The sequence below is a fragment of the Brucella thiophenivorans genome (genome assembly GCF_002252445.1).
In the GTDB taxonomy this organism is placed as follows: domain Bacteria; phylum Pseudomonadota; class Alphaproteobacteria; order Rhizobiales; family Rhizobiaceae; genus Brucella; species Brucella thiophenivorans.
The window spans coordinates 1-15,172 of record NZ_NNRJ01000028.1; the positions used below are offsets into that span (position 1 = coordinate 1).

The following is a 15,172-nucleotide window of genomic DNA, read 5'->3' on the forward strand; positions in this document are numbered from 1 at the left end:
AATTTGAAAACCCAGTTTATGAGTGTGCGACCTAGGATAAAGTAACGTTACCTAACATCAATTTGGCATATTGCCCGACTTTCTGGCCATCTCACTCAATTTTGCCAGAGCTTCATCAAAGCGCCCTTCGGCTTCGGCAAAGCGTTGAAAGCTCACGCGTGAAACCAGTATTTCAGCTGGGGTAGGTTTGAGAGAGAATAGCTCCATTACCTCGTCAGTAAACTCTGACAACGGCTGATATCCTGAGCGCGTCTGCTGCCCTGGTGTAAGTGCTGTTTGAACCGCTGGCGGAACCAGCTCAACCACTTCAACCCGACCTTTCAGCGCTTCGCGTAATGAAACGGTATACGAATGAATAGCCGCCTTTGTTGCGTTATAAGTGGGTGCGCTCAACAAAGGAACGAATGCAAGGCCTGAACTGACATTCACAATTGCTGGGTCTGGCTGAGTTACAAGATGGTCGATTAGCGCATTTGTAATACGGATCGTACCCAGCAAATTTGTCGTGATCATCGCTTCAGCATCTGTCAATTCACGATGACGATCCAAAATTTCGGACCGCATGATACCTGCGTTATTGATGAGGATGTTTATTTTCGGATACTGCGCAATCAGGCGCATCGCAAAATCAGCGATGTCTGTGCTACTTCCCACATCAAGTGTCATCGCGTACATGTTTTGGCGACCTGTGCATGCCTGCTCAAGTAATTCCTTACGCCGCCCAGCAATGATCACGGTGTTCCCTAAATCATGAAAGCGATGCGCTAAAGCTTCGCCGATACCAGATCCCCCACCGGTAATGAGGATCGTATTGCCTGTTATGTTCATAGGATATGCTCCGCTAATACTACTGGCACTTAATTGAACAAGCTGGTATCAAAAGGAAAGAAGGCACCTGAAAGATTTATACTTACCAAAAAGAGAGTATTGGAGTGTCGCATCCAAAATCTACGGCACAGACGAGCCTCCAATCGGACGAGAGTGGTCCGAACACAGCTGATCCGAAAGTCGAGGCCCTCGTCAATGATCTCATTGGACGAGTAGCCGATAAATGGACCATGATCATTCTTGAGGTTCTCGATGAGCATGGAGAATTGCGCTTTACGCAGCTGGCGCGGAATGTGCCGAAAATTAGCCAGAAAATGCTGACCCAAACACTACGTCAAATGGAGCGTGATGGTTTAGTGTCCCGAACGGTCCACGCTGTTGTTCCACCTCGTGTGGATTATCGCCTCACCGAACTTGGGATGAGTTTGGGAGCAGCCTTTTGTGGCGTTTGGATATGGGCAGAATCCAATCTCAAAGACATTGAAACTGCGAGACAAAACTTCGACGCACAACGAAGCTGAGTACGAGATCATCCTTCTATCACGCATAGCCTGAAGCAGGACGCAACAAGACGCATCTCGTTATTTTCGATGAGGCGCCGCCGCATTACATCGGTGCGTTAGTGATGGCTTGATCGGGCTATCGGGCTTTTCTGGTCAATATCCATAAAAGGTAAATACCACCGAGCAGCCCTGTCGTAAGACCAATTGGCATTTTGATGTTGAGTGGAAAGTTCTGGCTGCAAAGATCAGCTCCAACCAGCAAAACAGCACCAAGAAGGGCGCTGGCAAGAAGCGGTACACCTGGAGAATGGGTTAGACGACGCACAAGCTGCGGGGCCGCTAACGCGATAAAAGCGATCGGCCCTGTGGCGGCGGTGGCGACTGAGGTGAGTGCCACGGCGACAAGCATCATCGCAAGGCGGGTTGCCTCAACAGGGATACCCAATTGACGCGCTGCATCATCGCCCATTTCAAGCAGGCTTATGCGTTGCGCAAAATAGACCACGATTGGCACGACGATGAAAAATCCAATCGCTGCCGGAATTGCATGTGACCATGTTCGGGTGTTCAGCGACCCAGCGAGCCAAAGCTGCGCCGATGCTGCCTGATCAAGGTCGCCTGCGACCAATAGCACGGTATTAACGCCAGACAGAATGGCCCCTACGCCAAGTCCGATCAGAATAAGCCGATAGCCCCCTGTTGTTCTTCCTTTCAAGGCGAGCAGGAAAACAATCATAGCTGTTCCGATGCCAGAGAGCACTGCCGCCAGTGCTGTTTCAAACGGGCCAGCGTTAAACAGAATGATCTGAACAATGGCGCCAGTCGCAGCCCCCGTTGTGAAGCCAATAATGTCAGGCGAACCAAGCGCATTGCGTGAAATTGACTGGAAAATCGATCCGGCCATGCCAAGTGATGCACCGACAAAGACGGCTGTTACCAGACGCGGCAGCCGAACACGTGTGATAATGCGTTCCGCGGTCGGATTTGCTGCATCGCCAATAAGACCTTTGAAGATTTCGCCGGGTGAGAATGACATCGTACCAGTGCCAATATGCAATATGCCAAGCGCGAACAGGAGGCATATCAGACTGGCGCAAACGAGCAGCGTGCGTGCTCTCCATTGGATAGAAATATTACCCAGTCTGAAAACGGATTTATGGTGATTGCTCATAGTTTTGACAATCGAAACTGGCGCACGATGATGATGAAGAAAGGCCCACCAATCAGCATTGCTATGATCCCTGCTGCAACTTCTGCGGGGGCAGCAACGACACGCCCGACAATATCCGCAACGAGTAATAAAATTGCAGCAAACAGTGCGGAATAGGGCAATATCCAGCGATAGTTCGGCCCGACAATTGTTCTTGCAAGATGGGGTGCGACCAGACCGACAAAGCCGATTGGCCCGGCACCCGCCGTTGCCGACCCTGCAAGAAGCATGACCGCGAGACAGGAAAGGAGCCATGTCGCGTAAATATTAACGCCAAGTGCTGCTCCGAGTTCTTTGCCAAGTGCAATGGCATTCAGTCTCCCTGCAAGGGAAAACGCAATCAGCAACCCAACTCCGACAGAAACAGCCAGAACCCGAATAACATCATAGCCCCGGCCCTCAACCGATCCCGCCGACCAGTTTCGAAATTGATCTAATACGTCGGTCGGCGCGTTGATGATGACAATGCCGGTTATCGATGCAAGCGCCACCGACAACCCCGCGCCAGCCAACACCAGACGCACAGGATTTGTTCCTGTGCCATTGGCTTGTCCGAGCATGAAGACGGCGATACCGGCGAGACCTGCGCCAGCAAAAGCGAACCAGACATATTGCGCCATGCTTGTCAGATTGAATGCAACAATCCCGAGGATGACTGCAACGGCAGCACCCGAATTGATGCCAAGCAGTCCTGGTTCGGCGAGTGGATTGCGCGTGACTGCCTGCATAATTGCGCCTGCGACACCCAATGCTAGCCCGGCAAGGATTGCGACCATTGTCCGCGGAATGCGCAGTTCCTGAACGATCAGATGTTGGTCATTATGAAGATCGGGTGCCCACAATGCCTGCAAACTATCGCTAAGCGGAATCGTGCGGGAACCGAGAGTGAAACTCAGAACGATGGCGATGAACAACACAAACATCCCCACGCACAGCCCCCACATCCGACGCTTGCGAAGATGCGTTGCTGTTGCCCTGTAGGAGGTGGCGGGAGCGGCGCGTCCGGCGGTCATTTACGAAAATTGGAAGCCACAATATCGATCAGCTGAATCCCGGAATAGTAGTCGATCCGGAACGAGGTCGCGCCAAGCGGATAGACCTGTTTGCTCTTCACGGCGTCAAGATTTGCCAGAACTGGGTCTTTCAGGAAAGCGTCAACGTCAGCATCAAGGCCACGCAACAGAAAGACACTTTTGCCCGTAATGGCAGCGGAGAGATTTTCATGGGAAATGAAATCGAAGTCCGAGCTTCGCGTCACCTGTCCGGCAAGTGAAGACGGAAGCCCTTCAACCTTGAAACCTAAAGCCTGAAGAAGCTGACCCTGTGCGCTATCGGTCTTGCCGATAGAATAGCTGTTTCCGATATTATACCCGACAATTGTAATGGGTTCGGTAGGAGCCACCATTTCTGATGCCACTTTAGCTGCATAGTCGTCAAAACGCGCAGACGCTGCGATGGCTTCCTGTTCCAGACCCGTCGCCTTTCCTATTTCGGCAGCAATATCCTGCCAGCTCTGGTTGGAATAGTTCACCACCATTGTTGGAATACCTTGTGCTTCCAGCTCAGGATAATGCTGCAACACGCTGTCTGCGCCGGTGGCCGATGCAATTACGAGATCAGGTTCTAATGCAATAATCGCTTCAATATCAAAATCGAGATTGGAGTATAGAACCTCGACGCCCCGCTCGTCGGCGACTTTAGCCCATTGCGAGAAAAAGCCCTTATCATCGCTCAGAATGCTTGGCGTGGTCGCGGTCGTTGCGATCAGCGGTGCATTGATGGCAAGCAGAATGCCGGTCAGGCTGGGTGCCGTTGAGACAATGCGCAAAGGCTTTGACTTTAGGGTCAGTTCGCCTGAATAGTGTTTTACAGTTCGTGGCCAAGTGTCATCCTGAGCCAGAGCGATTTTCAGCGGCAGCATCAGAGCTGCAAGCACGACGAAAACTGTAACGATGATATTTGAGGACTTCACGGCCGATCCTTATCTGAGATCGTTATTCTGCGGTTCTGGCTAAGTAAGAACACTTGGCTAAAACATGAATGTTGCGCTCCATATTGCAGAACGCATTCTACAATGCAATACGAAGTACCCACGACCTGCCGTCGTTTTTCTGCTTATTTGCCTTTAGGACTCAACACATGACGCACCGTCTTCGCGCCGATACAGTGACGCTGAAATATGATGAACGAACTGTCGCGCGAGATTTGTCAGTAACGATTCCAGACGCATCTTTTACGGTCATTGTCGGCCCGAATGCCTGCGGGAAATCAACGCTTCTACGGGCGCTGTCGCGTTTGTTAAAGCCGTCAACCGGCAAGATTGTGCTGGATGGTGGCGATATTGCTAGTCTTCCCGCAAAGGAAGCTGCGCGCCGTCTTGGGCTATTGCCACAAAGCTCGATTGCGCCCGAAGGGATTACTGTTGCTGATCTGGTTGCACGCGGACGTTACCCGCATCAGTCATTCTTACGGCAGTGGTCGGAAGCCGATGAGTCGGCCGTAGCGCAGGCCATGGCATCGACCAAGATAACGGAGCTGGCTAACCGTCCGGTCGATGAGTTGTCCGGCGGTCAACGGCAGCGTGTCTGGATCGCCTTGGTGCTTGCACAAGACACGCCAATCCTGTTGCTTGATGAGCCAACAACATATCTCGATATTGCGCATCAGATTGAATTGCTTGATCTTCTGGCCCAGCTTAACAAACAAGGGCGCACCGTTGTTGCGGTCCTGCATGAACTCAATCATGCATGTCGCTATGCTTCACACTTGATTGCGATGCGCGATGGCGCATTGATAGCGCAGGGAGAGCCTGCCGATATTGTGACCGAAAAGCTGGTTGAAGAGGTGTTCGGGCTTGCATCAGTCATCATCGCCGACCCTGTTTCCGGCACGCCGCTTATCGTGCCGAAAAGTAGCGCCTCAATCGATGAGGGTGTTTAGCTTGTCGGCATTTGCAATTTTGTGTCGACGATCAACCCGCCGGTTGATTCATTGACCATGCAGGCTTCATGAAAAAGGGCCCGGCGTTCTTCGTCGGTGCGAAGTTGTCCAAGATCAGCGACCGTTGTCATCACGCAAACGATTTCGCCTTGCGCATCCAGCACAGGTGAAGCCTGCCCGGTAACATTTGAGAGAAGATGACTGGTCATTTCAGACCAGCGGTCGGTGCGGATTTTTTCAAGAACGGCTTTTGATGGTGGTGTGCCGCGGAAGTTTGCTGGCTGCACCTTGCGCACAGCATCAATGCTGCTTTTCGGCAAAAATGACTGAAACACCAATCCGCAAGCGGTATTATCAATTGGCAGCGTGTCACCAAGCGCCAGCGGATTGACGGAGAAATAAGCGCTTCGATACCAACGCACCAAAGTCGGACCTCGATCTGTCCAGATGGCAACCCCGCCGCTCATAGCGTGGCGTTGTGCAAGCACCTTCATATGTTGAGCCGCGATTTCTACAGCATCGACCCGCTTCAACGCCCCAATGCCAATGCTCAATGCTGTTGGTCCAAGATCATAAAATCCGCTGACCGGATCCTGCTTCGCCAGACCTTCTTTGACGAGGCTCTGCATATAGCGATGCGCGGTCGAGCCGCCGGTGCCCGCTCGCTTTGCGACTTCGCCGAGTGGAAGCTCATTTTCAGCATTGGCAAGAATCTTCAAAAATTTCGCGGCAATAGATACCGACTGGATTGTGCCGGAACGTTTGTCGTTCGTGCTTTCCGCTTCATCTATCGAAATTCTATCTTGCTCTTTCAAATGCCTAGCCTCCCGCCAGATGGGCCATTACCCATTTGTCTTTCACTCTTCCGCTGGGGCCATGTGTAGCGTGAACTACGGTCAAAATCATACGCGACACAACGCGCATGTTATTCCCGCTCTTCAAACCCCTGTGTAGAGGCTGAGATAATCCGAAGCGTTGCCAAAGTGCAACAGCCTAAATCAGCTTGCATTCATACTGTATTGCGGTATGCATTCCTTATTGCGGAATTGAATTAACGCAGATAACAGAACATGAACGACATACTCATGTTTTGGGGCGACCTATGAATATCCATTTTACCCGCGGCTTTCTCCACAGCGTCAGTGCACTGACTCTGGTCGCAATTTCTGCAACGACCGCATTCGCACAGGATGCTCAGAAGTCGACCGAATCCAAAGGAATAGTTCTCGATATTCTGGTGATTACCGGTGAAAGGGTCGCCCGCGACATCAAAAATACCGCTTCTTCAGTAACTGTCATCACCGGCAAAGAAATCAGTCGCCAAAAGACAGGCGATACTTCGGTTTCCGAAGTGGTTCGTGGCACACCAAATGTCGTTTATACCGACACCGTCAGCGCACCAGTCATTCGTGGACAGGATACGCAGGGCCCAAACAATGGTGCCACTGCGTTCTTTTCCGGCACAGTCCCACGCGCAACGATTAATCTCGATGGTCATTATCTGAACTATAATGAGTTCATTTTCGGCACCACATCGGTCTGGGATCTCGATAGTATTGAGGTGTTCCGTGGTCCTCAAACCACATCGCAGGGCGCCAATGCAATTGCTGGTGCGATCGTCGTCAACACAAAAGATCCGACATTTGAGCGTGAGGGTGCCTATCAGGTCGAAATTGGAAATTATGGTTCCAAGCGCACATCGATCATGTTGAACAGCCCGCTTTACAAGGATGAGCTCGCCGGTCGCATTGCAGTTGATTATTCAGGCCGTGATACCTTTATCGACTATGTCAATCCTGGCTTTTATTCCTCCGGTACCGATCAGGATTTCAAATCGTTCAATATCCGTTCCAAGCTGCTGTGGCAGCCTGCCGAGCTTCCCGGTTTTGAGGCGAAGCTGACTTACTCGTTCAACAAGAGCAATCGCCCGACCTATGAAGCTGCAACGCCGCTTTATTATGAGCTGGACTATAGCGGTGCGACACTGCCATCATGGAAGCAGAACACGAATACCGGCATTCTTGATCTGAGCTATGAATTTGAAAATGGCTTCAAACTTCATAACCAGACGCAGTATTCGGACTCTTCAGTCGAGCGTCGCGTTGGTATGGCACACAATGGCGATGCCAATATTGATCAAACCAATATTTCTAACGAAACACGCTTAACTTTCGGCGAGCAGGACGATGTGTTGAGCGGTGTGGTCGGTGTTTACTACGCCCATACGAAGACTGATGAACTTCTCGATCTGATAAATAATGCGAAAAGCCCTCCAAACAACTACATCTCTGACTTTGACGATAAAAAGACAAATGTTGGCCTGTTTGGTGAATTGAGCTGGCGCATCGATGATCAATGGACACTCACAGGCGGCGCACGATTCCAGCATGACAGCATTCAGCGCGACGGTACGTCCGTGTATGCGAATACACCGGTCAATTTCGACGAGTCATTCTCGGCGTTCCTTCCGAAAGTATCATTGGCTTATGCGATCACGCCAGATCTGACTGTCGGGGGTCTTGTCAGCCGTGGTTATAATCCCGGCGGTGTCTCGCTCTATTTGAACACGGCCAATCCAAGTTTGAGTGCATGGAAGAATTTCGACGAAGAAACGCTCTGGAATTATGAGCTGTTTACACGTGCCGAATTGCTGGACAATAAGCTCGTTATAAACGGCAATGTCTTCTACATGGACTTCAAGAATGCTCAGTTCAACATCCCCGTTGTTGTTTCCCCCGGCGTAACACAGGCATATACGATCAACGCTGAAAAAGCGCATGCATACGGGCTTGAGCTTGGTGCAGACTATCAGGTTCTTGATAATCTTACCCTCAGGGCGGGCTTGGGCATTATGCGCACAAAAGTCGAGGAAATGTCCTGGAATCCATCGTTTAACGACAATGAATTTGCCAAGTCACCGGGCTATATGTTGAACTTTGGCGCGAGCTGGGATGTCACAGAAAAGCTCAACCTGTCTGGCGATGTGCGTCATATTGATGGTTACTACTCGGATGTTGCAAACACAGCAGGATACTGGATCGACGCTTACACAATCGCAGATGCACGCGTCAGCTACGCGTTCAACGAGCATATTGAGTTATATGGCTTTGTGAAGAATATCTTCAACGAGCGCGTCCCTACCTCCAAACAGGCAACACGCGGTTTGAGTGGTGCAACGACGCAGGCGAGCATGACACTGCCACGTACATTTGGCGTTGGTCTTAAGGGCAGTTTCTGATCGTCTGCCTGACGATTAATCAACCGCGGGCTTTCGGGTCCGCGGTTTTTGTCTTGAAAAGAAACCGGAATTCAACATGACCGCGCGCAAAAAGCTTCATATTGGTATGTCACTCGCTCCAACCTGGCTGAGCAATGACGGCTGGCGGCACGAAAACAGCGATATTGAAGGCGTGTTTGGTTCCGACTTTTATGTCGATATTGCGCAACGCGCTGAAGCCGCCAAACTCGATTTTGTATTTCGGCCTGACAATCTGTTTCTCAACAGCCAGATCATGGAAACGACACCGGGTTTCGCAAGTCTTGATGCCACTGTGCTGATGGCAGCGCTCGCGCGCGAGACATCGAAAATCGGACTTCTGACCACCGTTTCAACCACTTTCATGACGCCTTATGTGGTTGCCCGTCAGGTTTTATCTCTGCATCATCTGAGCAAAGGCCGTGCGGGGTTGAACATCGTTACAGCGCTCGATGGCAATGTTAATTTCGGCCTCGATGAAATGCCAACCTCAGACGAGCGGTATGCTCGCGCGGCAGAATTCACGCAGGTCGTAGAAGCGTTGTGGCGGAGTTTCCCAGTATCTGCTTTCAAGCGCGACCGCATGAGCGGGCATTATGCCGACACATCGAACATTAAGCCAATAGATCATGAGGGCACCTTCTTTAAAGTCAAAGGACCACTCAACATACCGTCTATTGACGAGGTTCCTATTCCGCTGTTTCAGGCTGGGGCCTCGCCAGTGGGACGCAATTTTGCAGCTTCGGTTGCAAATGGCATTTTCTCTGCAACGCCGGATATAGATGCGGCAATCAGCTTGCGCAACGATTTGCGTTCATTGGCTGAAAGGCATGGTCGCAAGGCCGATGATGTTCGCTTGCTGCCGGGCTTGAGCCTGTATCTGGCTCCCACACGCGAGGAAGCGCGGGAGTTATTTTCCTATACCCACGCACGTGGAGATCGTGCTCGCAAGATTACATATATTAGAGATATGACGGGGCTTGATCTCACTGACTGGCCAGAAGATCGTCTCATCCGTCCATCGGATTTGCCGCCGCCGCCGGAAAAAACGCGCAGCAAAACTCACGCCGGATTGTTGCAACGGCTTCTTCTGAAAGAAACGCTCTACATCAATGATCTTTTGCGCCGCCCGGAAGTCATCAGCGCTGCACACTGGCAGGTCATTGGCACGGTCGATGATGCGGTAGAAGAAATCCAAAAATGGTCGGATGTTAGGGCAATTGACGGATTTATTACCGCGCCTGGCGGCTCCACATCGTCCATGCATCTTGCGCTTGACGAGTTGATGCCGCGCTTGTCCGAGGCGGGTTTACTGCGTTCCGAATATACCGGCGATACGTTCGCGCATCATCTTTTATGCGAATAAGAATGCCATAAAATTACTTTGGTCTCCTCCGTCCATCAGGATAAAAGCGAGAGGCTGTCTCTGACCGTCTGTGGGCGTCTTCACTTTTGTGGTAATGTTGCCGCTTGTTATAGACTGCCCTTTTAGCGACCGCTGCCTGAGAAAGATTGCCAATGAGGTTTTGGTGCAAACTTTTTATCAATGATGGCGGGACGGCAATGACTATTCGACGCCGCATCTCCTGCAAGTCTATGCAAAGTCAGAGTCCCCGAACTGCGCAGAAAAGCCGAAGCCAAATCGTAGGGCAACGCTGAGTCTTATAACGTTAACGTCAGAGATAAGTCTGTCAGGATTAAATTAGCATTTTATAACAAGACTTCCGCGCTATTAAACGCGGAAGCTTGGTTTTAGTGAGTTTAGAAACTAGCAGTCAGCGAAGCATAAAATGTCCGGCCCGGTCCCGGCTGCTGTGCAAGGCTGAGTGGATCGACATAAAACCGATCCGTTAGGTTCTCCACGCGTACGCTGGCGGTGTAATTTTCATTGAGTTTATATTCAGCGAACACATCAACCAGTGTGTAAGGCTTCCAGTCGATCATGGTGATAAACTGTGACATGCCCTGTCCTGTAACGTCACCATGGCCGACGGCGCGTGAGCCAGTGTAGGAAATGCGGCCGCCGACCGTGAGTGCATCCTCCATCAGCTTCTGCGTCAGTGTTAAATCCACCCCATACTTAGGTGGCACCTGATTGGTGGCATAGTCGGCATAAAGGGACTTATTTTCACAAGTTTCGGCTGTGCGGCAGAACTCTACGTTCAGATAGTAATTGGCTGCCAGTGTCGCTTCAAAACCGCCAAGCGTATAATTGGTGGATAGTTCGAGCCCTGAAAAACGAGCGCGATCAATATTGAAAATACGCACATTCTGGGAGTTCGAATATTTGTGAAACTCGCGGGCAATGTAATCTTTCACGTCCCAGTTGAAGTAGCCGAATTTGATCATCGTCTGGTCTGTGGCGGCAATCAGGTCATTTTCGATGAAGTTGGCGCCAATTTCCCAGTTATTTGAACGCTCAGCCTTCGTGTCTTCATTCACCGTCATGTTGAAGGCAGAAACGGATTCCATAATGCTCGGCGCACGCAAAGTACTGGAATAATTGACGTAGAACTGCGCGCCGTTAATCGGCTCGACAGTAACGCCCAGTGAAGGGCTAAAGCCGTCCTGTTTGAGACGCGCTTTGCCATAAACCATATCAGGGTGAACCATTTTCACAGGACTGCGATCACGCGACCACATTTGTGTATAGCGGATGCCGCCATTGATCGTCAGCCAGTCAACCGGTTTGTAAGCTGTTTTGACATAGGCCGCAGCTTCTTCGCGGGTACCATCCCGCAAATCAAGGAATGTATCCCACTTCCTCGTACCTTCGGTCGGCTTGGTATCTTCCATTTTGTAAGACGCGCCATAGGTCATATCAATATCACCATAAGCCGTACTAAACTGTGAGCGGTTGCTTATATCAGTGCCCCATGTCCACAAATCCGGTCCGGATTTAAAATCTTTCGGGGCGCCGTCTGCAAGCCAATCAGCTGCATTGCGCTGCTTCAGCTTCGTACCCCAGAGATTGGCTTTCAGATTAATCAGATCATTATCCGATGGATCCCAACGGTATTTAAATGTTCCGGTATGGGCTTTTACATCCGTTGTGAGAGGCTGTTGCACGGCCTGCAGATTAAGCGTGCTCAGCGCATTAGCTTTGAAAGTACCAGCCTCGCTATCAAAACCGGTATAACCGAGCTGAAGACTATGCCCATCACCAAACATCACCTTGCCTTTTAGCAACAAGGATTTAGTCTCCAGCTGCGTATTCAGAACCTGCTCACCCGGGCGATAATTAGCAATGCCAGTGTTTTTTATAAAGTTCGGATACCAGTAGTAATTAATTGGTGGGTTACTACAGTAATTAAGGCACGCTGTCATGCCACCGAGATCTTCGGTATCAGCAGCGGGGCCGTTTTTACCAGCATGATAGTTGCCGCGTTTGCGATAGGCATAACCGGCCAGCAATTCGATATTCTCGTCCTGCATGGCAGCTACAACACTGCCCGAGCCATTGGTCGGCTTCAGAAAAGCTGGACGGTTCATCGTGTCATCCGAGGATGTAACAGTGGACTGATCCGTACGATTCCAGATATAATATCCGGCTTTATCACCTGCTTCCGGCTTACTGGAATTGGTACCAAAGCCACTTTTTACGCGCAGGCCAAAGCGGTTACCCGCTTTAACGATATCGCTTGCTTCAAGTGTGCGCATAGCGACTGTACCGGCAATCCCACTCGAAGAAGCGTCAGAGCCTTTTAGAATGTCGACACCGCCAAGAAAATCTGGATCAACGAAGGTTCGGTTGGAAATGCCTTGATAACCCTGATACACATTGACGGCGTTTTCAGCGCCATCAATTGTCGTTGCGACGCGACCCATCCCTTGCATGCCACGGATATTCACATCGATTGAACCCGCACCATTGCGTGCTTCAGCAGACATAACGCCAGCTGTTCCCCGGAAAATATCGGCCGGGCTCGACCCTCTAAAACGCTCAATGGATTGCGCAGAAATGTAAGCGGTGGGCGCTGGTGTGTAATAAGGCGCTTCTGCCGCTGCGACCCCATTGCCGCCACTCACCGTTATTGTATCGAGCAAAGTGGTGTTCTGTGCGTCGGGTGCCAACTGGTTATTGGGCGTCGGGTCAGCAATTGTAACGGTTGTGCCATCAATCCGGTAATTGAGACCGGAACCCGAAAGAAGCCTTGATAATGCTTGTTCTGGTATAAAATTGCCTTGGACAGACTGACTTGTTTTTCCTGCAACAACACGCGACTGCAACAACAACTTTAGCCCCGCTTGGTCAGCAAACGCAGTGAGTGCACCGCCCATATTCTGAGAGCGAATATTAAATGCGATTGTTTGCGCCGAGGCCTGCTGCGCATAGGCTACCCTGAGCTGAGCCATTGGGATTGAACTGATGATCGCAACGGAAGCAAACAGACCAACTTTAATTGCGCTCCGTGATATTGTCCGCTTTTCTTTGCTCATAACTGCTGCACGCATAGAATTTCGCCCGTCCTGATAGCTTTTACAGCTGATTGGCCGCTCTTTAAGCAGTTCCATCAACCCTCTCAGTTTCAAGGACGAAACAGGTTCATAAATCTTGCACCAGGATTAATAAAAAAACTTGAGTATTAAACTCATCTAACTCTCGGCTCGCGGGTGCCTATCGCAAGATGGTCACAAATGGCATTCGCGTGACGGATACAGGGAGTGTCTTTTCAACTGTTTCGAGCACAGTTTCAGGCTGCGTAAGATCAAAAACACCCGTAACTTCGAGCGACCTTAGCTGGCTGTTGGCAATGATAATTTTGCCAGAACGATAGCGTGAGAGAGTGGCCACAACTTCACCTAGTGGCCTGGCGTTAAAGATCAGCTTGCCACGTAGCCATGCAGTTTCCAAATCTGCATCAATGTCCTGCGGTATTGATGGTTTCCTGTCAGATTGATAGCTCACACGCTGATTAGCGACAGCTCTCACAGAGCGCCCATCAAAAGCTGTTTCCGTTGCCCCACTCGACACACTCACTATACCTTCCGTGACGGTAACAACCACTTTTTCTGAACGAATATCGATGTCAAACTCAGTCCCTAAAGCACGCGTTTCACCGCCATCTGCTTCAACGATAAAAGGACGAGCCCCATCTTTAGCGACCTGAAAAAGAGCTTGTCCCTGATATAAGGACAACCGGCGTTCCTGTTTAGTCAATTCCGATGAAAAGGCCGTGTTGCCATTCATAATAACTGTCGAGCCATCGTCCAATCGAACGGTTCTCTGCTCGGCTGTTCGCGTTGCATAATCGGCATAAAGCTGAGGTCCGATAATTCCGACGCGCTCAAATGCAATGCCCGTTGCCCCGGCCATTGCCACACCCAACATTGCTCTTCGCGTGAATTTTATGTCTCGTTCGGCTTTGCGCATTCGGTTCCCCGTTGCGCCAATGCCGTGCCACAGGCTCTCAGCCTCAAGCGCGGCAAGCTCATGTTTTTCACTTTGCTGTCGCCACAGGCTGAACTGCAAATGCTCCTCAGTGGTGGCTCGCCCAGAACTCAATTTAACCACCCAGTCAATCGCTGAATCGCTGAGACCTATGTCGGCATCAAACTTTTTCCTGTCAGAAACCATGTGATGAACAGCGCTCTAAAAACATGCAATTAAACCAAACAGTGGAAATGGGCTTACCTATTTAAGACGAACAGAACGCCGCAATCTTGCACCTGAGAAAGGTCGACTACTGAAGATTTCTGAAATGATCCCGGCAATGGCGAAGCGCTTGCGCCAGATAACGTGCGACCATACTTTCCGAAACACCCAGATGATGAGCAATATCCCTGTGAGAAAGGCCGTCACATCGCGCTAAAAGCAGCGCAGAGCAGGCCTTTGTGGGAATTTGCATCAGAGCTATGGCCAGTTGGCGGAGATTATCACGATCCAGCGCGAAGGTTTCGGGTGACGGATAGCTGTCGGCAATCGATGCGAGTATCTCCTCATCGCTGATGCAACGTGCATTATGACGTCTGTCTTTACGCAACAGATCAATTGCTATGTTGCCTGCAATTCTGAGAATAAACGCGCGGTGATCACGGATTTCCTGTGGCTTATTTTTTAGTGAGGCAAGCCTAAGCCACGTTTCCTGTAACGCGTCTTCCGTCAATTCGTGAGAATTCAAACGCCTCTTCAGCGCGTCACGCAACCATTTCAGTTGACGGAGGTAAACTGAAATAAGCTCTTCCGTGCTCTGTGTAGACTCAAACTTCATGCGCGCCGGATGCCTCGAATAGGAATATCACAACCGGCATGGCTTTTAATCAAAAGAGACGACCTGCGCAATACCATACCTATTTACTCAACTTAAGAATAATTTGGTTTTTGACGGTGCCATACGTGGTTGTGAGACATTTTTTTTGGTTAGGCTGTGCAGAAAATAGTCTTCTCAAACGTCTTAGTTATTAGAGAGCTGATTTCAGGATCCTATCGACTGG

General features: G+C 50.5%; 12 protein-coding genes. 4 read left to right on the forward strand and 8 right to left on the reverse strand.

All coding sequences use genetic code 11. The features are described from left to right. Window positions 1-57: 57 nt before the first annotated feature. Window positions 58-828: an SDR family oxidoreductase gene (locus tag CEV31_RS12735; RefSeq protein ID WP_094507454.1), complete on the reverse strand. Its 771-nt coding sequence runs from the start codon at window positions 826-828 to the stop codon at window positions 58-60. A 104-nt stretch (window positions 829-932) separates the two neighbouring features. On the opposite strand from CEV31_RS12735, the gene CEV31_RS12740 reads away from it, so the two are divergent. Next, complete coding sequence (locus CEV31_RS12740) at window positions 933-1,349, forward strand: winged helix-turn-helix transcriptional regulator (RefSeq protein ID WP_235818092.1); 417 nt, start codon at window positions 933-935, stop codon at window positions 1,347-1,349. A gap of 118 nt (window positions 1,350-1,467) precedes the next feature. Here the strand turns inward: CEV31_RS12740 and CEV31_RS12745 are convergent, their stop codons facing one another. The 3 genes from CEV31_RS12745 to fepB all read right to left on the reverse strand — a co-directional run bounded on the left by CEV31_RS12745 (window position 1,468) and on the right by fepB (window position 4,513). Beyond that, window positions 1,468-2,502, reverse strand: coding sequence for a FecCD family ABC transporter permease (locus tag CEV31_RS12745; protein ID WP_094507455.1), 1,035 nt, complete (start codon window positions 2,500-2,502; stop codon window positions 1,468-1,470). Further along, window positions 2,499-3,464, reverse strand: coding sequence for a FecCD family ABC transporter permease (locus CEV31_RS12750; protein ID WP_235818098.1), 966 nt, complete (start codon window positions 3,462-3,464; stop codon window positions 2,499-2,501). The genes CEV31_RS12745 and CEV31_RS12750 overlap by 4 nt, the downstream gene beginning before the upstream one ends. Before the next feature lie 86 nt (window positions 3,465-3,550). After that, window positions 3,551-4,513: a Fe2+-enterobactin ABC transporter substrate-binding protein gene (fepB, locus tag CEV31_RS12755; protein WP_235818094.1), complete on the reverse strand. Its 963-nt coding sequence runs from the start codon at window positions 4,511-4,513 to the stop codon at window positions 3,551-3,553. A gap of 167 nt (window positions 4,514-4,680) precedes the next feature. Between fepB and CEV31_RS12760 the strand changes: the two genes are divergently transcribed. Next, window positions 4,681-5,481, forward strand: a complete 801-nt coding sequence (locus tag CEV31_RS12760; RefSeq protein WP_094507457.1) for an ABC transporter ATP-binding protein — start codon at window positions 4,681-4,683, stop codon at window positions 5,479-5,481. Here CEV31_RS12760 and CEV31_RS12765 read toward each other — a convergent pair. Continuing rightward, window positions 5,478-6,296 carry an IclR family transcriptional regulator gene (locus tag CEV31_RS12765; protein WP_235818095.1) on the reverse strand — a complete coding sequence of 273 codons (819 nt, stop codon included), beginning with the start codon at window positions 6,294-6,296 and terminating at the stop codon, window positions 5,478-5,480. The genes CEV31_RS12760 and CEV31_RS12765 overlap by 4 nt on opposite strands. Window positions 6,297-6,583: 287 nt before the next feature. Between CEV31_RS12765 and CEV31_RS12770 the strand changes: the two genes are divergently transcribed. Together CEV31_RS12770 and CEV31_RS12775 are read left to right on the forward strand one after the other, a co-directional pair. Then, complete coding sequence (locus CEV31_RS12770) at window positions 6,584-8,719, forward strand: TonB-dependent receptor (RefSeq protein WP_094507458.1); 2,136 nt, start codon at window positions 6,584-6,586, stop codon at window positions 8,717-8,719. Window positions 8,720-8,795: 76 nt separating this feature from the next. Then, complete coding sequence (locus tag CEV31_RS12775) at window positions 8,796-10,103, forward strand: NtaA/DmoA family FMN-dependent monooxygenase (protein WP_094507459.1); 1,308 nt, start codon at window positions 8,796-8,798, stop codon at window positions 10,101-10,103. Window positions 10,104-10,498: 395 nt separating this feature from the next. Here the strand turns inward: CEV31_RS12775 and CEV31_RS12780 are convergent, their stop codons facing one another. The 3 genes from CEV31_RS12780 to CEV31_RS12790 all read right to left on the reverse strand — a co-directional run bounded on the left by CEV31_RS12780 (window position 10,499) and on the right by CEV31_RS12790 (window position 14,949). After that, entirely contained in the window at window positions 10,499-13,192 is a 2,694-nt protein-coding gene (locus CEV31_RS12780; RefSeq protein ID WP_235818096.1) for a TonB-dependent receptor, read from the reverse strand. A gap of 163 nt (window positions 13,193-13,355) precedes the next feature. Beyond that, window positions 13,356-14,315: a FecR family protein gene (locus CEV31_RS12785; protein WP_094507460.1), complete on the reverse strand. Its 960-nt coding sequence runs from the start codon at window positions 14,313-14,315 to the stop codon at window positions 13,356-13,358. A 106-nt stretch (window positions 14,316-14,421) separates the two neighbouring features. After that, complete coding sequence (locus CEV31_RS12790; RefSeq protein ID WP_094507461.1) at window positions 14,422-14,949, reverse strand: RNA polymerase sigma factor; 528 nt, start codon at window positions 14,947-14,949, stop codon at window positions 14,422-14,424. Window positions 14,950-15,172 lie beyond the last annotated feature (223 nt).

Excerpts from the sequence above, each read along its gene's own strand:
- CEV31_RS12735 (WP_094507454.1), bottom strand. The coding sequence starts at position 828 with ATGAACATAACAGGCAATACGATCCTCATTACCGGTGGGGGATCTGGT.
- CEV31_RS12790 (WP_094507461.1), bottom strand. The coding sequence starts at position 14,949 with ATGAAGTTTGAGTCTACACAGAGCACGGAAGAGCTTATTTCAGTTTAC.
- CEV31_RS12775 (WP_094507459.1), top strand. The coding sequence starts at position 8,796 with ATGACCGCGCGCAAAAAGCTTCATATTGGTATGTCACTCGCTCCAACC.
- CEV31_RS12770 (WP_094507458.1), top strand. The coding sequence starts at position 6,584 with ATGAATATCCATTTTACCCGCGGCTTTCTCCACAGCGTCAGTGCACTG.
- CEV31_RS12785 (WP_094507460.1), bottom strand. The coding sequence starts at position 14,315 with ATGGTTTCTGACAGGAAAAAGTTTGATGCCGACATAGGTCTCAGCGAT.
- CEV31_RS12750 (WP_235818098.1), bottom strand. The coding sequence starts at position 3,464 with ATGTTTGTGTTGTTCATCGCCATCGTTCTGAGTTTCACTCTCGGTTCC.
- CEV31_RS12745 (WP_094507455.1), bottom strand. The coding sequence starts at position 2,502 with ATGAGCAATCACCATAAATCCGTTTTCAGACTGGGTAATATTTCTATC.
- CEV31_RS12780 (WP_235818096.1), bottom strand. The coding sequence starts at position 13,192 with ATGCGTGCAGCAGTTATGAGCAAAGAAAAGCGGACAATATCACGGAGC.
- CEV31_RS12760 (WP_094507457.1), top strand. The coding sequence starts at position 4,681 with ATGACGCACCGTCTTCGCGCCGATACAGTGACGCTGAAATATGATGAA.